Here is a 22,328-nt window from a genome sequence, read left to right on the forward strand (position 1 = left end):
GCGTGGTGTGATTGTTGTCGAACGGTACATGGTAGTCTGCAATGAAACGCTACATGTGGCGCGCTGAGCCTGCCGCGAAATTCCTTGTGTCTCGGTTTGCGTATACGACTTCGGGTAGCGATCGTCGTTGCTCCCCGAAGTCACGGGATCATCACATCGCACCCATGACCTTGTAGTCCCGCTGTGGGGGAGGATTGATCTTGAAATACTTCCTGTAGAGCACCGTGTATTGGACGTAGGAATAGCCGGTGGTGAGATCGGTTACAAATCCGTCCAAGAACTGCTTCCAGCTCAGTTCGCCCAGTTTATAAGCAATTCCGTAGTTTTGAAATCCATCGTACACACCTGGAATGACCCTTGCATCAGGACTGGTCGCTCCGTACCACATGCCAATGGGTAGATCAACGAGAAACGCCTGTACACGTCCCGAACGCAATGCCAGGAATTGCTGATCGACTGTTGCGAAACTTGCAACGCGGGCGTTCGGTGCCATGCGCTTGACCAGATCGATCTGCTCAGGGACAGTCAGGGTCGCGATGGTCACGTCCGCACTATCAAGGTCGGCAAACGACTTGATCTTCGAATCCTTGCGAACCACCACTGTCATTCCCGTGTCAAAGTAACGGGGCGTGAAGCCCACACGCACCAAGCGTTCAGGCGTGATGGTGGCAAATTGTGCCACCATGTCAACCTGATCAGTCTGCAGCGCGGTCCAGCGTGCCTCGTTGCCCAACAGGACAAATTTCACCTTCTGCGGGTCACCAAACAGTGCTTTCGCGATCAGGCGGCTCATATCGACATCGAAGCCCTGCAGTTCGCCTTTCTCATCCTTGAAGCCAAAAGGTGGACTGGAACCTGTGGTACCCACAATCAAATAACCGCGTTTCAATACGTCTGCCAGCTTGTCCGCATGTGCCAGCGAAGTAAAACACATGCCCAACAGCGTCAGAACGGCTACCAAGCACTGGCAGATTGCCTTGAATTTCATGATGAACCTCGAACAGTTGATTTATTTCACGGTGCTCATGGCTTGAGCGGGTTCTTTAACTTGCCATTTTTTCACCTCCACTGCGAGCATGAAAGCGGGAAAGAAACTTGCGTAAGCGTTCCGTATTCGGTTGCGCCAATAGCGCGTCCGGCCTTCCTTCTTCCACCAATTGACCTTCTTCCATAAAAATCACGTGGTCGGCCACGTCCTGTGCAAAGTGGATTTCATGGGTCACGCACACCATCGTTAGCCCTCTTTGCTTCAGGTCACGGATTACCTCAAGCACCTCACCAACGAGCTCTGGATCGAGGGCGGACGTGATTTCGTCGAGCAGCAGCACGGATGGACGCATCGCGAGCGCTCGTGCGATGGCGACGCGCTGCTGCTGCCCTCCCGAGAGAAATGAAGGATACGCACTCTGCTTCTGAACCAGCCCGACCTGATCGAGCAATTCCAGTGCCAGTTTGCGAGCAGTAGTTTCATCTTGTCCAAGAATCCGCTTCGGTCCGCACATGACGTTTTGCAGGACTGTCATATGTGGAAACAGATTGAATTGCTGAAAAACCATGCCGATCCGCTGGCGCGCCTCGGCTTCTTCGCGTGTGTTCCAGCGGCGCCATTGCCCATCAGGCTTGCAGGTGCGTCCCAGTGGCAATCCCGCAATCTCAATGTTGCCCCGATCCCAATGCTCGAGCAGGTTGAGGCAGCGCAGCATGGTGCTTTTCCCCGACCCGCTTTTGCCGAGCAAAACGGCGGTCTTCCCCTGCGCAACTTCGAATGAGAAGTCTTTGAGTACCATGTGGCTGCCAAACGACTTCGACAGGCTTTGAACAGAGATCATTTCGGGTAGCCCTTTTTAAAAACGCTGCGACTTGTTCAAACGATTGGACAGATATGTCGCACTGCGCACCATGCTGTAGCACAGCACGAAATACAGAACCAACGCAGCGACGAAGAAGGTGAACGGCGCAAGGGTTCGCATGACCAGTTCGTTCGTTGCCAATGTCAGTTCCCAAACACCAATGATCGACATCACCGAGGTCGCCTTGATTACGATGGCGGCAATATTCATCAACGACGGCAGGGCAATCCGAAGAGCTTGCGGCAGAAGAACGATGATCTGAATCTTCCAATGGCTCATGCCAAGTGCCATGCCAGCCTCGGTTTGCACCTTGGGTATTGTGCGGAACGCTCCGCGAAAAATCTCTGCCACGTACATGGAAAAGAAGACGGCGAGTGCAATGCATCCGGAGTACATCGCGTCCAGGCGTATACCCAGCTTGGGAAGAGAGTAATACGTAAGAAAGACGAAAACGAGCAGCGGAACGCCGCGAACGCCCTCGATCAGGCAGCGTGTGACGAAAGCGATCACGCGACCGCCAAGTATGCTGACCTCCGCAAGGAGAAAACCCAATACGAAAGCAATGCACATCGAAATGAGTGAAAAGAGCAACGTCTGCCCGAGCGCTTTCGTGAGCAATGGAGCCGCATTGACGAGCATGTCGAATTCCATGGTTTTCTACCGTGCAATCTTGCTGCGTCGTTCAAGAAAACTTCCTGCCCGGCTCAATGACCAGGACAGAGCCGAATAGCACACTGCAATCGCAAGGAATGGCTCGAAGCTCGATGCCGTGCGCTGCGAAATCACATTGGCGGCCATCGTCAAATCACCCAGGGACACAGCTGCTCCCAGCGATGTGTCGTGCACCAAAATGATCAAGGCGTTGATCAGGGCGGGGACTGAAGCGGACCAAGCCTGTGGAAACTGCACGATACGAAAAATTGCCAGTGGACGCATTCCCAAGGCTCGCCCGGCTTCGATCTGAGAAATTGACACCGAGAGAAATCCGCCGCGCAGCACCTCCGAGACGAACACTGTGTGCTGCATGACGAGCACCACAACGACGCAGGGGAAGGTTGGAATGTCTATTCCAAGCATGGGAAGTCCGAAGTAAACAAGATAGAGTGTGACCAACAAAGGCGTATTGCGCATCACTTCTACGTAGGCTGTCAGCAGAAACCTGACATATCCTCGCGCCTTTATGCGGGCGATGCCTAACACCAGCCCTCCCAAAAGACTGGCGACTCCCGCGATGATGGTCAGACGGATGCTAAGGAAAAACCCGCTAATCAAAGCATCCTGACTTCGCTCGACGATAGACCAATCAAACAATCTCGCCTCCCGTTGTCAGGAAAGGGTTCGTTGCAGCAGAGGGCAATTCATCGCGGATTCGAGATCCGCAATCACCCAGAAAAAAAGGTGACAGGCTGAGAGCCGATGGAACTCTTCCCTGTGTAATCGGTTTACCAAGGAAAGTCAGTTCCGGCATGTCTCGGAAAATCGCTGGCATGTCGCGGTCAGCACCCTGCGGCATGCCATTTGTGGATATCTTCATTCGAATCGCCCCTTGTGTTTGTGCAAATTCAATGACCGTGCCACGCAGAATATGTTGTTGCACGTTCACGGAAAGTACGCGAGCGGCCACTGAACATCGTCGCGCGCTACGCCGGTGTTCGCTGCATACAACGATGCAGTCCTTGCGTCAGGCACATTCGTCGCCTCCGTCGTTTTGTCGGCTCTCCAGCCGGCGAATCGTTCTACCTTGCCACTTTAGGACGGACGCATGGTGCTGTCGTGCCTCGAAGGAAGTAATTTGCGCGCCGGGTGCAAATAGTCCGAACGAACTACGACACAGCGCAGGTGGACAGTGCAGCAATGGCCGAGAGTTTCTTCCAGGTAAAGCGGTGCTGGAGAAGCGGCGTGTCGTCCGCGCAGACTCCAGGGTGCGCGCAACGCCAGGCCGTTCGCTCAAGCCGGATTCGTCGATGAAGACCATGCTGCGGCCCTCTCGCCGGGCTTTTTTTGAGCACAGGCCAGCCGTGCCGCTTCCACCGCATACTGACGCCGATCGGAACGGGTGGACGCCAACGGGTCAAGCGGCGACCGGATTCAGATCGCTGCGCGCGGGACTCGATCGATGGTGCGGACACGGAGGTCGGAACACGCCCGCTCGCTTTGTCACGGCGACGCCGTGACCTCATTCGATCAGACCGCGCGCGCGGCCGATCGCGACGGCCTCGGTACGGCTTTGCGCGTCAAGTTTCGCGCTGATGCGTCGCAGGTGCGATTTCACGGTGAATTCCGACACGAAGAGTTTTTCCGCGAGCACACGATTGCGATGCCCCATCGCGAGCATCCGCAGCACATCGAGTTCACGCGGCGTGAGTGCTTCCGCGTCGGCCGCATGCTTGGCTGACGGCGCCGCCGCATGCGACGGCTGAGCGTTGCGTGCTGCCGCATCGATGCGTTCGAGCAGCGCGGACAGGAACTGCTGCGCGATGCCAAGCGATGCGGCGGCGGCCCGATGGCGCGTGGCCCAGCGCTGCAACAACGCGGAAAGCCGTTCGCCTTCGTCGAGAAAGGTCCGGAAAAATCCTTCGTGACTCGCCAAGCGCAGCGCGTCGGTGAGCTCGTCGAATGCGGCATCGTGCTCGCTGACGCGATCGAGCGCCATCGCGCGCAACAGATGCAGCTTGATCGCACGCCAATAGCGTTGCCGTGCGGTCGCATCAACGATGACGTCGGCCAATGCCGCACAGACTGCGCGGTCGTTGCCGCGTGCGATTTGCAGACGCCAGCGTGCGATCGATGGCAAATCCACTTCATTCGCGTAGCCGATGAGATCATCCCTTTCCCACGCGCCGTGTAGATCAGCGATATTCAACGCCTGATCTGCGGCGTCGAACGCGCCATCGAGCGTTGACACCCGGGCGCGTTCGAGCCACGCCGAGCAGATCACTCTCTGCAAGCCGACCTGGCGGCCGAGTTCTTCCAGTTCGACGAGCCGCCTTTGCCAGAGATCACGGTCGCCGTGTATGAGCGCGACGCGCGCGCTGAGCACATGACATATCGTCATCGAATCGACGGGGCCGTTCATCTTCGCGTATGGGAGGTTGGCGGCAATGAGCCGACCGGTCTCTTCGAGCTCGTCGGCTTCGTACAGCACCATTGCCAGTGCGATGCCGGCCGACGCGCGGCCGCCAGTCACCTCGCCATGGCACTCGTTCCAGTGGTGCTCCGCGTGCTTCAGGCGCGCGCGCCCGCTGCCGAGCCGGCCATGCACCAGATCGATGACGCTGTCGATGCAATCGGCGACGCTGCGCAGGACGACGGAGCCGTCGCTGCGTCCGTTGGACGAGGCGCGCGCGAGTACCGCGCGCGCTTCGTCATAGCGTTGCGCAGCCATGAGGCAGTAGGACAGGGAGATCGCGAGCATGCAGTACTGGAACGTTTCGTCGGGCGATAGCCGATCGAGATGCGGAAGGCCCGCGCGCAAGCAGGCGTCCAACTGGCCGGACATCGCGTACAGCGTGCAGCGCAGCGTCTCGGCTTGCAGCAGCAGCGTGTCGCACGAATCGTCCGCTGCGTGGTCGTCGACGATCCGCTGGACTGCGGCCGTCGCCTCGTCGAAGTGCCGATTGAACAGCAGCACCCACGCGTCACTGATGCGCACGCGCGGATCGGCCCGGGGCAGCGCGTCGCGTATCTGATCGAACCAGCGCCCGAGCAGGCGCACGCGCCCGTCGTTGAGCAGCGTGCCCGCGTGCCGACCGAGCTGTGCGATCGCCTGCGCCTTCATGCCGGCCTGCAACAGATGGTCGATGGCGGGAACCGGGCGCTCGGCATCGAGAAACCAGTGCGCGGCAGCCGCGTGCAGTTCCGCCTCGCGCCCGGGATGCAGTGCGCGCAGACGATGCTGGAGGAAGCTCGCGAACAAGCTGTGATAGCGGTATTCATTGCGTTCGCTGTCGAGCGGAAACAGGAACAGGTTCGACCGTTCGAGATGGTCGAGCATCGCCCCGCTGTCGTGCCGGCCCGTGATCGCGTCACACAGCGGGGCGGACAACTGCGTCAGGACGCTGGTCTCGATCAGGAACGTGCGACACGATTCGCTCTGCTGGCCGAGGATGTCTTCGGTGAGATAGACGGCGAGCTGTGTGTTCGTGCCGGAAAACGACGCGACGAAACGGCCGTAGTCGGTGCGCTGCCGCAGTGACAGCGTCGCGAGGAAGATGGCGGCCGCCCATCCTTCGGTGCAGCGATGCAGCGTCGCGATGTCCTTGTCGCGCAACGGCAGCGCGCACTTGTCGCGGATGAACGCGGTTGCTTCCGGAAGGCTGAAACGCAGTTCGGCGGAATCGATCTCCAGTAGCTGCCCGCGTGCGCGAATCCGTCCGAGGCCGAGTGCCGGCGTGGTGCGCGATGCGATCACGAGCGTGCCGTTGGGCGGCAGCGCATCGATCAGATGCTGGACGAAGTTCAGCACCGACGCGCTCTGGATCGACTCGAAATCGTCCAGCAGGATCGCGAAAGGCATACGGAACGACGCGACGGTTTCGATCACGCTGGCGGCGAGCCGTTCGCCGAACACGGTGCGCAAATTGTCGTCGGGGGTGAGCGTGCGCAGGCCGACGCCGAGATGGCCGACAAAGCGCGGCAAGTCGTTGTCCGCCTGGTCGACGCGTAGCCAGATGGTCACGCGCCGCTGCCTGTCGCACGACGCGGCGTACTGCTGCATCAGCGTCGTTTTTCCGAAGCCGGCGGGGGCCCGGATCAGCACGAGGCGCGCGGCATGCGCGGCGCGCATGCCGTCGACGAGATGCGGCCGCGCGAGATTCGTATCCGCACTGGCCGGCGGCATCAATTTGGATGCGACGACATTCGGCGTGATGCCGACGCCGACGGCCCCCGGGTGAGAGGCCGGGTCGTTCACCTGCATGCTCCGCCGCTGTGCGTCGTCTGCTGCGAATGGTACGGCCAGCGCTGCATGTACCGGCTCCGGTTGTTTGGACACGCTTTTGCAGCTCGGGCGGCCAGTTTCATCAGCCGTTCCTGACGGGCTTCAAGAGGATGATTTGAAGCCCAGTTCCCCAAGCCGCCGGTCGCGATTGTATCGATCCCTGAACGCGATGGTGGCAGCACGAAGCTCCTCCAGGTTTTTGAAGATGCGCCCATGAATCGCTTGCTCCTTCATTGTCCGGTTGAACCGCTCGGCGAGGCCGTTATCGAGACCCGTATCAATGAAACGTCGCAAGTGCGGCGCGCTGCGATCCGGACAAGACGGCGATCCAGTACTTCGGCACGGCCATCACGTATGGGTCGCTGCTCGAGCAGATCGAGCGGATGGCGGGTCATCTCCGGCGCGATTGCCGCGTCGCGCCAAGCGATCGCGTCGTGCATGCCCTGACGCGCGGCTTGCCTTGCCAAACTCCGTCAGCGCGCTGGTGGAAGCCAGCATACGGAGGGCTTTTGAAGTTCGTATGATGACAGTCCCGATTCATTCTGAAAGCATGGACACATGAGAGTCGCTCAGATCGACCATTTCACTTTGCGGGTCGCCCAGGACATGCTCCCCGTTTTGCTGGACTTCTACTCGCGCGTTCTGCAACTGCGCGCGGGTGCCCGACCCGCGTTTTCGTTTCCCGGGTACTGGCTGTACGCTGGCGATCAGGCGCTCGTGCACCTGGTTGGAAATGCGCCCGGCGGTGAGCCTGCGACAACGGATTTCTTGCCCACGGGGAAATTCGATCATGTCTCGCTGCGCACTCATGGACTGAAGAGCACACGCGAGCACCTCCAGGCACAGGGCATCGACTGGCAGGAGGCGCAGGTGCCGGGCATTGCGCTGCACCAGATCTTCCTGCGGGACCCCGTGGGGCTCAAGATCGAGCTCACCTTCGATGCGGCAGAACTCGCGCTGGCCGGCCCTTCGACCCGACCGACGGCGTACTGATGCCGTATCTGCAACGGCATGGCGATGGCCCCGAGTGCGCCAAGAAAAGCAACGCAGCGCCAATGCTGGTGTCGCGTCACCGATCATCTGTCGGTCTGCGCTGGCCATCGAAGCGCATCGCGGCGTTGCATCGCTTGCCAATACGCTCGGTATGGGCTGCGCGATGCGCCTTGCGCTGCGCTCCGATGGCTGCGCGCAGCCTACGACATCTGATCCGTGACGCGACACTAGTGATTTCATCGTGTCAGTCGGCGCCCCGGGATGCGGCAAGCCGACGAGGTGAGCCAACGAGTCTTTTGGAACCTCCTCCGGAAAGGCAGCCAGCCCCATGAGAAAAGCAGGAATCGTCGGCTTGGGCGCCATGGGCGCAGGCATCGCACAGACGCTGCGTGCCAACGGCTATGAAGTGCATGTGTGCGATCTGCGGCCGGGCGTGGCGACGGCCTTCGCTGCGCAGGGCGGCGTCGCCTGCAACAACCCCGCCGAAGTCGCGGCGGCTTGCGCGGTGGTGGTGAGCGTCGTGGTCAACGCGGCGCAGACCGAGGCCGTGCTGTTCGGCGCAGGTGGCGCAGCCGCAGCCATGAAGCCCGGCAGCACCTTCGTCATGTGTTCCACCGTCGATCCGCACTGGTCGGCCGCACTCGAAGATCGGTTGGGCCAGGCCGGCATTCATTACATCGACGCGCCGATCTCCGGCGGCGCGGCCAAGGCCGCGAGCGGGCAGATGACGGTGATGTCGTCCGCCAAGCCGCAAGCCTATGCGCAGGCGGGTGCGGTGCTCGACGCGATGGCCGGCAAGGTGTATCGCCTGGGCGACCGCGCGGGCGCGGGCAGCAAGGTCAAGATCATCAACCAGTTGCTGGCCGGCGTGCACATCGCGGCGGCGGCCGAGGCGATGGCGCTGGGCCTGCGCGAGGGCGTGGCACTGGACGCGCTCTACGAGGTGATCACGCACAGTGCGGGCAATAGCTGGATGTTCGAGAACCGCATGGCCCATGTGCTGGCGGGCGATTACACGCCGCTGTCGGCGGTCGACATCTTCGTCAAGGACCTGGGCTTGGTGCTCGATGCCGCGCGTGCGAGCAAGTTTCCGCTGCCGCTCGCGTCCACCGCGCACCAGATGTTCATGCAGGCGTCGTCCGCCGGCTTCGCCAACGAAGACGACAGCGCGGTGATCAAGATCTTCCCCGGCATCGAGTTGCCCAAAGGAAAGGGAAAGGGAAAGGGAAAGGGAAAGGGAAAGGCCTGAGCACCAGGCCCGGCGGCATCGCCGGCGATGGCGCCGGAGCCACCGATCGGGCCAACCCACCTGGCCAGCTCGCTGGGTGCGCGTCGGCATGCGCGTGGCGCAGGTGATCGCCGGCCGGTCTCGACGGGCCATCCGGGGCGACGAAGTGTGAGAAACACCACGAGCGCCACGAACGGCGTTCCATCAGCGCATCTTGCCCGCTCCGGGAGCGGCGACATGCGGTGCGGCACCGGGCCGCTGTGACGCGGCGCCCGATCGGCAGTCGTTGCACCGGCCGTACAGGGTCAGTTCGTGGCCCTCCACGACAAACCCCTGCGGCGCAAGCTGCATCATGTTCCCGGGGCACTCATGCACATCGAATACGCGATGGCACAGCTTGCAACTGAAATGATGGTGGTGCTTGTGCCCGGACAATTCATAGCGGGGCGCCTCCCCGGGGAGTTCGACCATCTGGATCTCGCCGGCATCCATGAGCTGTTTGAGGTTGCGGTAAACGGTGGCCAGCCCGATGTTGGGCACATCGCGCTGCGCCGCGACGAGGATCTCGCCCGGCAACAGTGGGCGCCCGGCGGCTTCCATCACCGTTCTGATTGAACTGCGTTGTCGGGTTGAACGTTCCATCGGTGGCTCCGGATGTCGGTGGTCTCGTGCAAGAGTGCTCTGGGCACTCCGGGGTAGATTCGATAATGAGTATGCACTATCATCTGGCCCATGAAAAACCAGATCGCCGTGCGGCTTGAACCTTGGTGGGGCCCCAGTTTGCTCCAGACCTCCGTGACTATCCGTTGCGCAATGGCCGCCTGCATTGCTGCGGGCCTGTGGGCGTCGGTGGGTTGGGCATGGGGTTGGTGGTGAGTTGGTGGAACCATTCTTCATCTTGCGCCTTGCCCTTTTCGGGCGACGGCGCGGGTGGGCCGTCAACGGACATCGTTTTGCATGGCGTTGCGTTGGGTTACCGAAACGCCGTTGCCATCTCCGGGCTGAGCGGAAGGTTTGCGCAGGGTTCCCTGACGGCCATCGTAGGCCCGAATGGGGCCGGCAAGACGACGCTGCTCAAGGGCTTGCTGGGGCTGGTCCGGCCGACCCAGGGGTGGGTGGAATGCCGGTGGCCTGCACGCGCGATGGCGTACCTTTCCCAAACCAACGAGGTCGATCGGGGCTTTCCGATCACCGTGTCCGATTTCGTGGCGCTGGGGCTATGGAACCGCGTCGGGAGCCTGCGCGCCGTCGGGCGTCCGTTCAGGCAGTGCATCGCCGATGCGATCGCTGCGGTGGGACTGCAGGGTTTCGAGCATACCTGGATCAGTGGTCTGTCCGGAGGTCAGTTCCAGCGCGTTCGCTTCGCGCGCGTCCTGGTGCAAGATGCGCCCGTCGTGTTGCTCGACGAGCCTTTTGCGGGGATCGACACGCCGACCGTGGAAGACCTTCTGCGGCTCATCGCACGCTGGCACGCGGAGGCGAAAACGGTCGTCACGGTCGTGCATGACCTCGAACTGGTGCGCGCGCACTTTCCCAGAACCCTGGCCCTGGCCGGCCAGGGCCTTTCGTGGGGCGAGACGCCCGAAAGCCTGAATGCCCTCGCGGCGTTCGGGCGTGCCGGCGCGCCATCGGCCGCGCCAGCAGCAGGAAGATCGTGATGAGCGTGATGGGCGTGATGGGCGCCATGACGACTGTCTGGGGGCCTTTTGCCGACTACGAATTCATGCGCCGCGCGTTGGCGGGCTGCGTTTGCCTGAGCGTGGGCGCCAGTCCGCTCGGGGTCATCTTGCTGTTGCGTCGCATGAGCTTGGTCGGCGATGCCATGGCGCATGCGATTCTTCCAGGCGCTGCCCTGGGGTATTTTTTCTTTGGCCTGTCGTTGCCGGCGATGACTGCGGGCGGGTTGCTGGCCGGACTCCTGGTGGTGGCCTTGGCGGGCATGGTGTCCCGGTTGACCACGCTGCGCGAAGACGCGAGTTTTGCGAGCTTCTATCTGATCTCGCTGGCGTTGGGGGTGCTGCTGGTCTCGCTCAGAGGCTCGAACGTTGACCTGCTGCATGTGTTGTTCGGCTCGGTGCTGGCACTCGACGATCCGACCTTGCTGTTGGGCGCCTCGATCGCCACGGTCTCGGTTTTTGCGCTGGCGCTCATCTACCGGCCTCTGGCGGTCGAGTGTTTCGATCCCGGGTTCTTGCGCGGCATGGGCCGGCAAGGGGTGCTGGCCCATGCCGTGTTCATGCTGCTGCTGGTACTCAATCTGGTGGGCGGCTTTCATTCGCTCGGGACTTTGATGGCCGTGGCCTTCCTGATATTGCCAGCCGCAGCAGCCAGGTTCTGGGTCAGGTCACTCGGCGCGCAGATGGCATTGGCCGTGCTGTGCGGCCTGGCGGGAAGTGGGGCAGGGCTGTGGCTTTCTTTTCGCCTCGGCATCGCGGCGTCATCCGCGATCACGCTGTGCCTGGGCGTGCTGTATGCCGTGTCGCTGACCGTCGGGCCTGATGGCGGCTTGTGGGCCCGGCGTCCACCCCGCCGGCAACGAAATATGTCTGTCACCGCAGGAGAATCCAGATGATCCCTCGCCCGTTCTTGAAAAACTCCCGCCGCGCCTTGCTGCTGATGGCGCTGGCCGTTTCGTCTCCAGGCTGGGCCGCCGAACCCGGACTGAATGTCGTGGCGAGTTTTTCCATCCTGGCCGATATCGCCCGCGAAGTGGGCGGGCCGGATGTCAGTGTGACCGCACTGGTAGGGCCTGATGGCGACGCCCACATGTTCGAGCCGACCCCGCAGCATGCGCGAACACTGCAACGAGCGTCGGTCCTGGTGTCCAATGGATTGGGCTTCGAGGGCTGGATGGCGCGCTTGAAAAAATCTGCCGGGTTCAAAGGGCTTGAATCGATTGCCTCCGAAGGCGTCAAAGTCCGGACGTTCGATGCCTCGGCGCAGGCCCACGACAGCGGCGGCAAGGGTGACCGCCACCACCATGCGCCGCGCGATCCGCATGCCTGGCAGAACGTGGCCAACGCTGTGATCTATGCCAACAACATTGCCAAAGGGTTTGCCAAGAAGGACCCGGCGCATGCCGCCGCCTATCGGGCGCGCGCTGCGGCGTACAGCGAGCGTTTGCTGGCGCTGGACGCGCAGATTCGACGAACCTTTGCCGCGCTGCCCCCCGAGCGCCGTGTCTTGGTGACGACCCATGACGCATTCGGGTACTACGCGCAAGCCTATGGGCTGCGCATTGTGCCTGCGCGCGGTTTTTCCACGCAGGCCGAGCCATCGGCAAGCGACATCGCACGCCTGGTCGACCAAGTGCGTGCGCAGCGTATTCCTGCCATGTTCATCGAGAACATCTCGGATCCCCGGCTCGTCGAGCAACTGGCGCGCGAGACGGGCGCCACCGTTGGCGGAAAGCTGTACTCCGATGCGCTGTCTCCCCCCGATGGGCCTGCGGCAACCTATCTCCTTTTGATGCAGGGCAACACCGCCACGCTCGCCAGCGCATTGGCGGCGGCGGCGCAACGCACACCCTAGTGTCGCGTCACCGGTCAGATGTCGTAGGCTGCGCGCAGCCATCGGAGCGCAGCGCAAGGCGCATCGCGCAGCCCATACCGAGCTGTATTGGCAAGCGATGCAACGCCGCGATGCGCTTCGATGGCCAGCGCAGACCGACAGATGATCGGTGACGCGACACTAGGCGAAGTGCCGCAGCATCTAAGGCTTTCCGCCTGGCCCTTGGTGTTTCGTCACGCTGTCTGCGGTCATGGTGTAGCCGCTGACGCCCAGCGTGGAGTCGGAGCGCTGTAGTCCGAATCGACCGCTCACCCACACCGCATCCATCGACCTCAGGCCCCGGACTGGCGTCGAGGCCCGGACATGAACGATCTGATTCGCGGGCGGCGGCGGCAGATGAATGCAGGCGCCGAAGTAGGGCACCAGCAAGAACTCGCGAATCCCCTGCTTGCCTTCTTCGAGCGGCACCAGATACCCGGCAATCCTGCCTTCCTTGCCCTGCATGGCGGGCACGGTCGGCGCGCTGTCCCACACTTGGCGCATCCGGTCATAGAGCTTTTGAATGCGCGGATCAGTGTCTGGCAGCGCATCCAGATTCTGGAGGTCACGAAACGACTTCATCGGATCCCAATCCTTCGGGACGAGATCGTCCCAACTGATCTCCCGATAGTCGATGGCGTAGGCCGGAATGGCGAGCGCCGCAAGGGCGGCAACCAAGAGGTGGCGGCGCGTGGCCAGGCGGCGGGTAGTCGTCATGTGATGGCCTCAGATTCTTGGCGCCAGCCCGTCGGCCAGCGCCAGCCGGTATGCGCGCCAGCCGGGCAGCAGGCCCGCCAGAGAGCCAGCGAGCAGCAGGCCCGCCAGCAGCGCCCATTGCAAGTTTGTGGGTTGCGCCGCGTGCAAGGTCAGGCCATAGGCCGACTGTAGCCATGGGCCGGCAGCGACCAAGGCCCCGACCATGGCGACAATGCCCACGGTGATGCCGGAGATGGTGACCATCGACCCCTCCAGGGCCAGGAGCAGCAGCACATGATGGGGACTGGCGCCGACGGCCCGAAGAACCGCCAATTCCCGGCGCCTTTCGTTCAGCCCGGCAAGCACCACCGAGACCAGAGCGGCCATGCTGACGGCGGCCACCAAGGCGGACATGAGCAGCAGCGCCTGCTCGCCGGTGCCGATGACATCCCACAGCTCATCCAGGGCCACCCCCGGCAAAATGGACATCAGCGGCTCGGCGGCAAATTGGTTGACCTGCCGCTGCACGGAAAATACGGCAGCGCGATTCTTCAGCCCCACGAGGGCGGCGGTGACGGCCTTGGGCTGCAGGTTCATGCTGCGCACTCGATCGGGGTCGATGTGACCGCCGGGGATGGGCGCGCCGGCAAACCAATCCACATGCAAGGCTTGCATCGCTTCGAGGCTGATGTGCACGGTGCGGTCCACGGGCGTTCCGGTGCGCGCCAGGATGCCCGTGATCCTGAACGGCTTGTCGGCATGATCGGAAAGATGCAAATCGCCGCTGCCATGGGCCAAGGTGATGCGCTGCCCCAAGCGGTAGCCCAGCCGGTCCGCGACCTCGGCGCCGATCACGGCGTCGAACAGGTCCGCGAAGACGCTGCCTTGCTCCAGGCGCAGCGATTGCTGGTCGCCGTAGCGCAAGTGCTCGAAATAGCCCGCCGATGTCCCCAGTACCGGAAATCCGCGGTGCGAGTCCCCCAGCGAAAGCGGCACCACCCAGGCAACGCCGCGTTGCTGTCCGAGTGCCTGCACGCTGCTCCAGCGGATATCGTTGGTGGCGGCGCCAATGTGGAAAACCGCGTAGAGCAGCAACTGTATGGAGCCCGTCCGCGCGCCGACGATCAGGTCCGTGCCCGAGACGGCGCTGGTAAAGCTGTCGCGCAGATCGGTGCGGATGCGTTCCACGCCGATCAGCATGAAGGTCGACAACGCGATGGAGCACACGGTGAGCACGAGCGTGAAGCGCCGGTTCCAGGCGCTGCGCCATGCCAGGCCAAGGAGAAATCCGGTCATGCCGGCGCTGCCTCTGCCGCTACGGCCTCGTTGATCGAGGGCAGCAGAATCTGGCGCGGGAAATGTTCCGCGATGCGCCTGTCGTGGCTCACGAACACCAATGTGCTGCCGGCCTCGTCGCAGGCGGACAGCAGCCATTGGAGGAACGCTGCGCGCCGGTCCTCGTCCAGTGCGGATGTCGGTTCATCGGCGATGACCACGGCCGGGCGACCGATCAGCGCGCGCGCTGCCGCCACCCGCTGTTGCTGGCCGACCGAGAGATCGCGCGCGGGCCGGCTCCACAGCGCGCGTTCCAGCCCCATGGCGTCCAGCCAGGTCTGCGCGTCGCAGGTGATCGAGCCCGATTGCCGGGCTGCCGCCATGCGGCGCAGGGCCGAGAAGCGGCAGGGCGCCAGAACGTTGTCCATCACGCTCAGATACGGCAGCAGATTGAACTGCTGAAAGATGTAGCCCACATGATCCACCCGGTACCGATCACGCGCGGCGACCCGCATGTCGCGCCAGCTTTGCCCCAGCAACGAGGCATGGCCTTCCTGCGGCAGCAGCACACCCGCCATCAGCGACAGCAGGCTGCTCTTGCCGCAGCCGCTCGGGCCGTGCAGGAATACCCGTTCCCCGGCAGCGATCCGCAGTGCCGCGATGTTCAGGCAGTCCCCCTGGCTGCGCGGCCAGGCGAAACGCAGATTTGCCAACTCCATCACGCAGGCGCCAGGCACTACTGACACCTCAGCGGCCCCAGCCCAACCTGGGCGATGGGGCGCTCAGTCGGCGTTTGAACTGGCCCTGGGGTGCGGCCACCTGCGCATCGATGGTGCGGATGCCCTCGAATGCGTTGAACAACTGGATGTCGATGTAGCGCGCGGCGCTCGCCTTGGCGCAAGAAAACACAACCGTCATGTCGATGTCGGCATGCTCGTCTTGCTGGCCGGCCGCCGGCTTCTTCCTGGTCGCCGGTTCCGGCCCGTGTTCAGATTCCTCTTCGGCGTCTCCAAGGCCCAGCGCCTGCGAGCTCAGCGCCACCCTGGACAGCTTGCATTCGGCCGCAGGATCGGGCCGAAAGAGTCGATCCGCTGCATTCAGTCGCGCCACCATGTCCGCCACACGCTTTTTCTGCGCATCGGTGCGGGGGGCATGTTCGAACCCGAGAAAACTGTCCAGCGGGGATTCGATTTCCAGGGTGATGGACCGGGCATCGATCGCCACGTCCAGTTCCAGACGACCGTGCGTATGGGCATGTTCGTCAGCGCTGGCCGCCGCAGCCCAGATCGATAGAGCGAGGGCCGCGCAGTGGGCGCGCCGGAAATGGCGCGGAGGACGATCCATCGGAACTCCTTGGTGGGCTGAAGGTTCGACCCTGGCAGGGCGCCAGCGTCTCGGCTTACTGATAAGCCATTATCGGAAAAGTTCAACCCGGTTCCGACAAGGCAGCCCGGCGAGGTCCCGAATGGCACGCTAAGGCGCTCCTGAGCCGTATCAATCCGGGCTTGCCGCTTCCAAACCCTGGGCGAAATGCGCCCGCATGGCCTGCTCCGTGGCCCGGGCGTCGCGTGCCAGCAGGGCGGCAAGGATGGCGCGGTGCTCATGCAGCGAGTCGTCGATCCGCCCCTGCTTGAACAGCGAGTGGTGGCGGTTGAGCTTCATCACCTTGCGCAAATCGGCCACCATCTGGCTGCGCCAGCGGTTGTTGGCCAGTTCCAGCAGCCGCATGTGAAAGCGCTCGTTCAGCGCAAAAAAGCGCTCGCGTTCGTCGGCTGCGGCCTCCAGGTCAGCGTGCAGGTCTTGCAGCGCCTGCAACTGGGCTGCCGTCGCGGTGCTGGCGACGACAGCGGCCGCGTCGCTTTCGAGCAGGCCCAGCAGGTGGTAGACATCGCGCAGGTCCCGTTCGGACACCTCGGTCACATAGGCGCCGCGGCGCAGTTTCATGGTGACCAGTCCTTCGGTTGCCAGAACTTTCAGCGCCTCGCGCAGCGGCGTGCGGCTGATGCCGAATTCTTCAGCGATCTTCAATTCGTCGATCCAATGGCCGGGCTGCAGTGCGCGGCGGAAGATGCGCTGGCGCAGTTGCTCGGCCACTTCTTCATACAGTGCGCGGGGCTTCAGGGCAGGCATGGGCCCGATTGTAAGACGGGCCGAATATTTTGAATGAATAATTACGAAAGAGGTAAACTCTGCGCCGCATCGGGGTTCGCCTGCATGCCTTTGCACGTTGTTCCATGCCCCTGTACGCCGTTGCACGCCGCGGCCCCATGCCCGAATGCCATCGCGGGCCTGGACGCCACCCGCCTTCTTCGGAGAAGCCTTCACCATGAGTGACAAGCCCCACAGCACCGCCCCCGAGTTCGCCGCTGCTTCGCTCGAAGCCTGGGCCAAAGCCGCTGCCAAGTCGGCGCCTGGTGGCGCTGTCGGCGCTCTGAACTGGGTCACGCCCGATGGCATTACCGTCAAGCCGCTGTACACCGCTGCGGACACGGCCGGGCTGCGCTACGCCGACACGCTGCCCGGCTTTGAGCCTTATCTGCGCGGCCCGCAGGCCACGATGTATGCGGTGCGCCCCTGGACCATCCGCCAGTACGCAGGGTTCTCGACCGCCGAGGAGTCCAACGCCTTCTACCGCAAGGCGCTGGCGGCGGGAGGGCAGGGGGTGTCGGTGGCGTTCGACCTGGCCACGCACCGTGGCTATGACAGCGACCATCCCCGGGTGACGGGGGATGTGGGCAAGGCCGGTGTGGCGATCGACTCGGTCGAGGACATGAAGATTTTGTTCGACCAGATTCCGCTGGACCAGGTGTCGGTCTCGATGACCATGAACGGCGCGGTGCTGCCCGTGCTGGCCGGCTATGTGGTGGCGGCCGAGGAGCAGGGCGTGCGCCAGGAGCAGCTCTCCGGGACGATTCAGAACGATATCCTGAAAGAGTTCATGGTGCGCAATACCTATATCTATCCGCCCAAGCCGTCGATGCGGATCATTGGCGACATCATCGGCTACACGGCCAGCCACATGCCCCGGTTCAACTCGATCTCGATCTCGGGCTACCACATGCAAGAGGCCGGAGCCAACCAGGCGCTGGAGTTGGCCTTCACGCTGGCCGATGGCAAGGAGTATGTGAAGACTGCGCTGGCCCGGGGCATGGATGTCGATGAGTTCGCCGGGCGCCTGTCGTTCTTCTGGGCCGTAGGCATGAATTTCTATCTGGAGGTGGCCAAGATGCGCGCGGCACGCCTGCTGTGGTGCCGCATCATGAAGCAGACCGGGGCCAGAAATCCCAAGAGCCTGATGCTGCGCACGCATTGCCAGACCTCGGGCTGGTCGCTGACCGAGCAGGACCCTTACAACAACGTGGTGCGCACCACCATCGAGGCCATGGCGGCGGTGTTTGGCGGCACGCAGAGCTTGCACACCAACGCATTCGATGAAGCCATCGCGCTGCCCACCGAGTTCAGCGCCCGCATTGCGCGCAATACGCAGCTCATCCTCCAGGAGGAGACCCACATCGCCAAGGTGATCGACCCCTGGGCCGGCTCGTACATGATGGAAAAACTCACGCAGGATATGGCCGATGCGGCGTGGGCCATCATCGAAGAAGTCGAGGCCATGGGCGGCATGACCCGGGCGGTGGACAGCGGCTGGGCCAAGCTGAAGATCGAAGCCGCTGCCGCGCAAAAACAGGCCCGCATCGATAGCGGCCAGGACGTGATCGTGGGCGTGAACAAATACCAGCCCGGGACCGAGGATGTCATCGAGGTGCGCGACATCGACAACGTGGCGGTGCGCCACGGGCAAATTGCCCGTCTGCAAAAAATGAAAGCGGGGCGCGACACCGCCGGCGTGCACGCGGCACTGGACGCCATCACGCTTGCGGCGCAGAACGGCTCGGGGAACCTGCTGGAACTGAGCATTCAGGCGATGCGCTTGCGGGCCACCGTGGGGGAAGTGAGCGACGCGCTGGAAAAAGCCTTTGGCCGGCACCGCGCAGACAGCAACAAGGTCTCGGGCGTATACGCGGCGGCCTACGACAGCGCGCAGGCGGACACCATGGAATACTGGAATGCGCTGAAGGCCGACATTGCCGCCTTTGCCGACAAACAGGGGCGCCGCCCGCGCGTCATGGTCAGCAAACTGGGCCAGGATGGCCACGACCGTGGCGCCAAGGTCGTGGCCACGGCCTTTGCCGACCTGGGCTTTGACGTGGACATCGGCCCGCTGTTCCAGACGCCCGAGGAATGCGCACGCCAGGCGATCGAAAACGACGTGCACGCCGTGGGCGTGTCCACACTGGCCGCCGGCCACAAAACGCTGGTGCCGGCCATCATTGCCGCGCTCAAGGCGCAGGGGGCCGACGACATCATCGTGTTCGTCGGCGGGGTGATTCCGCGCCAGGACTACGATTTTCTGTACGCCGCCGGTGTGCATGGCATCTACGGCCCGGGCACGCCGATTCCGGTCAGCGCACGCGACGTACTGCGCCAGATCGAAAAGACGCTCGCGGCGACGGGCAAGTAAAAAGCACCTGCCCATGAAAACGCAAATCATCCTGGTGTCGCGTCACCGATCAGATGTCGTAGGCTGCGCGCAGCCATCGGAGCGCAGCGCAAGGCGCAGCGCGCAGCCCATACCGAGCGTATTGGCAAGCGATGCAACGCCGCGATGCGCTCCGATGGCCGGCGCAGACCGACAAATGATCGGTGACGCGACACTAGTGGACTTGGAGAATCACTCCGTGTTTGCCAATCAACTGGATGACTCTCAAATCGAAACAGTGGTCAATGGTTTGATAGGGCGAGCATATGTGTCCGTGTCTGAAGACCAGGAAAAGCTGCGCTACCCGGAGTCGCTGGATGCGTGATGCGATATTGCATGGCGACGCATCCGTCCAGCGCCGCGCCATCGCCAAAGCCATTACCCTGCTGGAATCCACGCGGGCGCAGCATCGCGCGCAGGGCGATGCGCTGCTGACGGCGCTGTTGCCATACACCGGCAAGTCTTTGCGCCTGGGGTTCAGCGGCGTGCCGGGGGTGGGCAAATCCACCTTGATCGAGGCGCTGGGGCTGTACCTGATCGACCAGGGCCGGCGCGTGGCGGTGCTCACCATCGACCCGTCGAGTTCCGTATCGGGTGGCTCCATCCTGGGCGACAAGACGCGCATGGAAAAGCTGTCCATGCACGAGCAGGCGTTTATCCGCCCCAGCCCGAGCAGCGGCACGCTGGGCGGCGTGGCCGAAAAGACCCGCGAGGCCATGCTGGTGTGCGAAGCGGCGGGCTACGACATCGTCATCGTCGAAACCGTGGGCGTGGGCCAAAGCGAGGTGGCGGTGGCGGGCATGACGGACATGCTGGTGCTGATGCAGTTGCCCAACGCCGGCGATGACCTGCAGGCCATCAAGAAAGGCGTGCTGGAACTGGCCGATCTGGTGCTCATCAACAAGGCCGACATCGATGCCGATGCCGCCACACGGGCCCAAGCGCAGATCAGTTCCGGCCTGCAGTTGACGGAAATACACGGACACGCCAGCGCGCACCCGCAGCCGCAGGCGGCGGCGGGCGCGCAACGCGCGGCGCACTGGCAGCCCCGGGTCATCACATCGAGCGCATTGCATGGCCAGGGCATTGACACCTTGTGGGCGGCTGTGCGCGAATTTCAAACGCTGCAAATGGCCAATGGCGCGTTCCACACGAGGCGCCAGAGCCAGGCGCTGGCGTGGATGTGGCAGCGCATCGACGCCGGGCTGAAGCAGTCTTTCAAAAACCACCCGGCCGTGCGCCAGCAACTGCCGCAACTCAGCGCCGCAGTGCAGTCCGGGCAGATCGCGGCCAGCACGGCTGCGCGCCATCTGCTTGCGGCGGCCGTCGGCGAGGTCCCAACGGATTGAGCCGAAAAGATCGAACCGCGGAGAAAGAAACCATGCACGACATCCTTGCGCAGCTCGAAATCAAGCGCGAACGCGCGCGCCAGGGCGGTGGCGAGAAACGCATCGCCACCCAGCACGCAAAAGGCAAGCTCACGGCGCGTGAGCGCCTGGAACTGTTGCTCGACGATGGCACGTTTGAAGAGTGGGACATGTTTGTCGAGCACCGCTGCGTGGACTTTGGCATGCAGGAGCAGAAAGTGCCCGGCGACGGCGTGGTCACCGGCTACGGCATGATCAATGGCCGCCTGGTGTTCGTGTTCAGCCAGGACTTCACCGTGTTTGGCGGCGCGCTGTCGGAGGCGCACGCCGAGAAGATTTGCAAGGTGATGGACCAGGCCATGAAGGTCGGCGCCCCCGTCATCGGCCTGAACGACTCGGGCGGTGCGCGCATACAGGAGGGCGTGGCGTCCCTGGGCGGCTATGCCGATGTGTTCCAGCGCAACGTGCTGGCCAGCGGCGTGATTCCGCAGATCAGCATGATCATGGGACCGAGCGCCGGTGGCGCGGTATACAGCCCGGCCATGACCGACTTCATCTTCATGGTCAAGGATTCCAGCTACATGTTCGTCACCGGCCCCGAAGTGGTCAAAACCGTGACGCATGAAGAAGTCAGCGCCGAAGAACTGGGCGGCGCCATCACCCACTCCACCAAGAGCGGCGTGGCCGATCTGGCCTTCGACAACGATGTGCAAGCGCTGCTGATGCTGCGCCGCCTGTACAACTACCTGCCGCTGAGCAACCGCGAGAAAGCGCCGGTGCGCCAAAGCGGCGACCCGATAGAGCGGCAGGAGCCAAGCCTGGACACCCTGGTGCCCGAGCACCCGAACAAGCCATACGACATGCAGGAGTTGATCGTCAAAACCGTCGACGATGGCGACTTCTTCGAGTTGCAGCCCGAGTACGCCAAGAACATCCTGATCGGCTTTGCCCGCATGGACGGCCAGACCGTCGGCATCGTGGCCAACCAGCCGCTGGTGCTGGCCGGCTGCCTGGACATCAAAAGCAGCATCAAGGCCGCGCGCTTCGTGCGCTTTTGCGATGCGTTCAACATTCCCGTCGTCACCTTTGTCGATGTGCCCGGCTTCATGCCCGGCACCGGCCAAGAATACGGCGGCATCATCAAGCATGGCGCCAAGCTGCTGTACGCCTATGCCGAGTGCACGGTGCCCAAGATCACCGTCATCACCCGCAAAGCCTATGGCGGGGCCTACGATGTGATGAGCTCCAAGCACCTGCGCGGCGACGTGAACCTGGCCTGGCCGAGCGCCGAAATTGCCGTCATGGGCGCCAAGGGGGCGGTGGAAATCATCTTTCGCGAAGACAAGAACGACCCGGTCAAGCTCGCCGCCCGCGAAGCCGGCTACAAGGAGCGCTTTGCCAACCCGTTCGTGGCCGGTGCCCGTGGCTTCATCGACGACGTGATCATGCCGCACGAGACGCGCAAACGCATCTGTCGCAGCCTGCTGATGCTGCGTGACAAAAAGCTGCAAAATCCTTGGCGCAAGCATGGCAACATCCCGCTGTAAGGCGCCCCCTGCAGGCCGCCATCGAAAGGCATGCCATGTTTGAATTCCTCGCCGAATGGATCGGCATCGGCCTGGTGTTTTGTGCGGATGTGTTTCTGCTGCGCAAAATCCGTGCGGCCAGGGGGCGGCCCGCGCATGCGGTGAGTGAAGACGCGCTGGACATGGCCGTGCTCACCTGGTGGGTGATGCCACTGGTGGCAGTGGCGGCGCTGGCCGTCTTTGCCGTTTCGTACTTCAGCTTCGATCTGCCCCTGTGGCTGAGCTTTGGCGGGCCGATACTGATCGGCGGCCTGTACTGCGCCTACAAATACCGGCAACTGTTCCGGCGCTGAATGGCGACGCCC

Annotated in this window: 27 protein-coding genes and 1 pseudogene; 11 read left to right on the forward strand and 17 right to left on the reverse strand. The window is 63.0% G+C overall.

All coding sequences use genetic code 11. The features are described 5' to 3' along the window. Positions 1-151: 151 nt before the first annotated feature. The 9 genes and pseudogenes from VEIS_RS16405 to VEIS_RS29810 form a co-directional block, all read right to left on the reverse strand. Positions 152-988: a transporter substrate-binding domain-containing protein gene (locus VEIS_RS16405; RefSeq protein WP_011811093.1), complete on the reverse strand. Its 837-nt coding sequence runs from the start codon at positions 986-988 to the stop codon at positions 152-154. A gap of 55 nt (positions 989-1,043) precedes the next feature. Beyond that, on the reverse strand, positions 1,044-1,829 hold the full coding sequence (locus tag VEIS_RS16410; RefSeq protein WP_011811094.1) for an amino acid ABC transporter ATP-binding protein: 786 nt from the start codon (positions 1,827-1,829) through the stop codon (positions 1,044-1,046). A 15-nt stretch (positions 1,830-1,844) separates the two neighbouring features. Beyond that, positions 1,845-2,501, reverse strand: coding sequence for an amino acid ABC transporter permease (locus VEIS_RS16415; protein ID WP_011811095.1), 657 nt, complete (start codon positions 2,499-2,501; stop codon positions 1,845-1,847). A 6-nt stretch (positions 2,502-2,507) separates the two neighbouring features. Beyond that, on the reverse strand, positions 2,508-3,161 hold the full coding sequence (locus VEIS_RS16420; RefSeq protein ID WP_011811096.1) for an amino acid ABC transporter permease: 654 nt from the start codon (positions 3,159-3,161) through the stop codon (positions 2,508-2,510). Continuing rightward, positions 3,154-3,453 (reverse strand): hypothetical protein, encoded by a 300-nt coding sequence (locus VEIS_RS28905; RefSeq protein ID WP_157048548.1) that lies wholly within the window; start codon positions 3,451-3,453, stop codon positions 3,154-3,156. Before VEIS_RS28905 ends, VEIS_RS16420 begins: the two co-directional genes overlap by 8 nt. Before the next feature lie 238 nt (positions 3,454-3,691). Beyond that, positions 3,692-3,880: pseudogene (locus VEIS_RS31685) on the reverse strand (IS630-like element ISCARN39 family transposase); the annotation flags it as partial. A 146-nt stretch (positions 3,881-4,026) separates the two neighbouring features. Further along, positions 4,027-6,768, reverse strand: coding sequence for a LuxR C-terminal-related transcriptional regulator (locus tag VEIS_RS16425; RefSeq protein WP_011811098.1), 2,742 nt, complete (start codon positions 6,766-6,768; stop codon positions 4,027-4,029). Between the two features lie 123 nt (positions 6,769-6,891). Next, positions 6,892-7,023 carry a hypothetical protein gene (locus VEIS_RS31690; RefSeq protein WP_407831844.1) on the reverse strand — a complete coding sequence of 44 codons (132 nt, stop codon included), beginning with the start codon at positions 7,021-7,023 and terminating at the stop codon, positions 6,892-6,894. Then, entirely contained in the window at positions 7,020-7,229 is a 210-nt protein-coding gene (locus VEIS_RS29810; protein WP_198138083.1) for a hypothetical protein, read from the reverse strand. The genes VEIS_RS31690 and VEIS_RS29810 overlap by 4 nt, the downstream gene beginning before the upstream one ends. A 118-nt stretch (positions 7,230-7,347) precedes the next feature. On the opposite strand from VEIS_RS29810, the gene VEIS_RS24895 reads away from it, so the two are divergent. From VEIS_RS24895 to ltnD, 3 genes are read left to right on the forward strand one after another with little or no spacing between them, the layout of a single operon-like run. Continuing rightward, positions 7,348-7,782 carry a VOC family protein gene (locus VEIS_RS24895; protein ID WP_049773947.1) on the forward strand — a complete coding sequence of 145 codons (435 nt, stop codon included), beginning with the start codon at positions 7,348-7,350 and terminating at the stop codon, positions 7,780-7,782. Then, a complete protein-coding gene (locus VEIS_RS30685) occupies positions 7,782-8,114 on the forward strand; it encodes a hypothetical protein (protein WP_232287723.1) in 333 nt (110 codons plus the stop codon). The genes VEIS_RS24895 and VEIS_RS30685 overlap by 1 nt, the downstream gene beginning before the upstream one ends. After that, positions 8,111-9,031 carry an L-threonate dehydrogenase gene (ltnD, locus tag VEIS_RS16440; protein ID WP_011811101.1) on the forward strand — a complete coding sequence of 307 codons (921 nt, stop codon included), beginning with the start codon at positions 8,111-8,113 and terminating at the stop codon, positions 9,029-9,031. The genes VEIS_RS30685 and ltnD overlap by 4 nt, the downstream gene beginning before the upstream one ends. A 183-nt stretch (positions 9,032-9,214) precedes the next feature. On the opposite strand, the gene VEIS_RS16445 is transcribed toward ltnD, so the two are convergent. Then, positions 9,215-9,652: a Fur family transcriptional regulator gene (locus tag VEIS_RS16445; RefSeq protein WP_011811102.1), complete on the reverse strand. Its 438-nt coding sequence runs from the start codon at positions 9,650-9,652 to the stop codon at positions 9,215-9,217. 263 nt (positions 9,653-9,915) lie between these two features. Between VEIS_RS16445 and VEIS_RS16450 the strand changes: the two genes are divergently transcribed. From VEIS_RS16450 to VEIS_RS16460, 3 genes are read left to right on the forward strand one after another with little or no spacing between them, the layout of a single operon-like run. Continuing rightward, positions 9,916-10,668 carry a metal ABC transporter ATP-binding protein gene (locus VEIS_RS16450; RefSeq protein ID WP_232287724.1) on the forward strand — a complete coding sequence of 251 codons (753 nt, stop codon included), beginning with the start codon at positions 9,916-9,918 and terminating at the stop codon, positions 10,666-10,668. Beyond that, complete coding sequence (locus tag VEIS_RS16455; protein ID WP_011811104.1) at positions 10,668-11,582, forward strand: metal ABC transporter permease; 915 nt, start codon at positions 10,668-10,670, stop codon at positions 11,580-11,582. The genes VEIS_RS16450 and VEIS_RS16455 overlap by 1 nt, the downstream gene beginning before the upstream one ends. Next, a complete protein-coding gene (locus VEIS_RS16460; protein ID WP_011811105.1) occupies positions 11,579-12,541 on the forward strand; it encodes a metal ABC transporter solute-binding protein, Zn/Mn family in 963 nt (320 codons plus the stop codon). Before VEIS_RS16455 ends, VEIS_RS16460 begins: the two co-directional genes overlap by 4 nt. 7 nt (positions 12,542-12,548) lie before the next feature. Here the strand turns inward: VEIS_RS16460 and VEIS_RS26625 are convergent, their stop codons facing one another. The 6 genes from VEIS_RS26625 to VEIS_RS16485 form a co-directional block, all read right to left on the reverse strand. Beyond that, a complete protein-coding gene (locus VEIS_RS26625) occupies positions 12,549-12,701 on the reverse strand; it encodes a hypothetical protein (protein WP_157048417.1) in 153 nt (50 codons plus the stop codon). Positions 12,702-12,721: 20 nt separating this feature from the next. Continuing rightward, entirely contained in the window at positions 12,722-13,276 is a 555-nt protein-coding gene (locus VEIS_RS16465; RefSeq protein WP_011811106.1) for a DUF3299 domain-containing protein, read from the reverse strand. A 9-nt stretch (positions 13,277-13,285) separates the two neighbouring features. Continuing rightward, the gene (locus tag VEIS_RS16470) at positions 13,286-14,551 is read right to left on the reverse strand and encodes an ABC transporter permease (RefSeq protein WP_011811107.1); all 1,266 of its coding nucleotides are present in this window, start codon (positions 14,549-14,551) and stop codon (positions 13,286-13,288) included. Beyond that, on the reverse strand, positions 14,548-15,249 hold the full coding sequence (locus tag VEIS_RS16475; RefSeq protein WP_049774081.1) for an ABC transporter ATP-binding protein: 702 nt from the start codon (positions 15,247-15,249) through the stop codon (positions 14,548-14,550). Before VEIS_RS16475 ends, VEIS_RS16470 begins: the two co-directional genes overlap by 4 nt. Before the next feature lie 28 nt (positions 15,250-15,277). Continuing rightward, positions 15,278-15,874: a DUF2796 domain-containing protein gene (locus VEIS_RS16480; protein ID WP_011811109.1), complete on the reverse strand. Its 597-nt coding sequence runs from the start codon at positions 15,872-15,874 to the stop codon at positions 15,278-15,280. A 150-nt stretch (positions 15,875-16,024) separates the two neighbouring features. Continuing rightward, the gene (locus tag VEIS_RS16485) at positions 16,025-16,660 is read right to left on the reverse strand and encodes a GntR family transcriptional regulator (RefSeq protein ID WP_011811110.1); all 636 of its coding nucleotides are present in this window, start codon (positions 16,658-16,660) and stop codon (positions 16,025-16,027) included. Positions 16,661-16,856: 196 nt separating this feature from the next. Between VEIS_RS16485 and scpA the strand changes: the two genes are divergently transcribed. Continuing rightward, positions 16,857-19,052, forward strand: coding sequence for a methylmalonyl-CoA mutase (gene scpA / locus VEIS_RS16490; protein WP_011811111.1), 2,196 nt, complete (start codon positions 16,857-16,859; stop codon positions 19,050-19,052). 26 nt (positions 19,053-19,078) lie between these two features. Here scpA and VEIS_RS28915 read toward each other — a convergent pair whose 3' ends face one another. Next, entirely contained in the window at positions 19,079-19,246 is a 168-nt protein-coding gene (locus tag VEIS_RS28915) for a hypothetical protein (protein WP_232287725.1), read from the reverse strand. Positions 19,247-19,269: 23 nt separating this feature from the next. On the opposite strand from VEIS_RS28915, the gene VEIS_RS31210 reads away from it, so the two are divergent. The 4 genes from VEIS_RS31210 to VEIS_RS16505 are packed head-to-tail and all read left to right on the forward strand — an operon-like array spanning position 19,270 to position 22,316. Further along, positions 19,270-19,395: a hypothetical protein gene (locus tag VEIS_RS31210; RefSeq protein ID WP_265259682.1), complete on the forward strand. Its 126-nt coding sequence runs from the start codon at positions 19,270-19,272 to the stop codon at positions 19,393-19,395. Continuing rightward, positions 19,388-20,419, forward strand: a complete 1,032-nt coding sequence (gene meaB / locus VEIS_RS16495; protein ID WP_011811113.1) for a methylmalonyl Co-A mutase-associated GTPase MeaB — start codon at positions 19,388-19,390, stop codon at positions 20,417-20,419. Before VEIS_RS31210 ends, meaB begins: the two co-directional genes overlap by 8 nt. A gap of 32 nt (positions 20,420-20,451) precedes the next feature. Next, entirely contained in the window at positions 20,452-21,984 is a 1,533-nt protein-coding gene (locus tag VEIS_RS16500) for an acyl-CoA carboxylase subunit beta (protein ID WP_011811114.1), read from the forward strand. Positions 21,985-22,019: 35 nt separating this feature from the next. Continuing rightward, positions 22,020-22,316, forward strand: a complete 297-nt coding sequence (locus VEIS_RS16505) for a hypothetical protein (RefSeq protein ID WP_011811115.1) — start codon at positions 22,020-22,022, stop codon at positions 22,314-22,316. Positions 22,317-22,328: the final 12 nt, after the last annotated feature.

Origin of the sequence: Verminephrobacter eiseniae EF01-2 (assembly GCF_000015565.1) — a bacterium.
GTDB classification, from domain to species: Bacteria; Pseudomonadota; Gammaproteobacteria; order Burkholderiales; family Burkholderiaceae_C; genus Acidovorax; species Acidovorax eiseniae.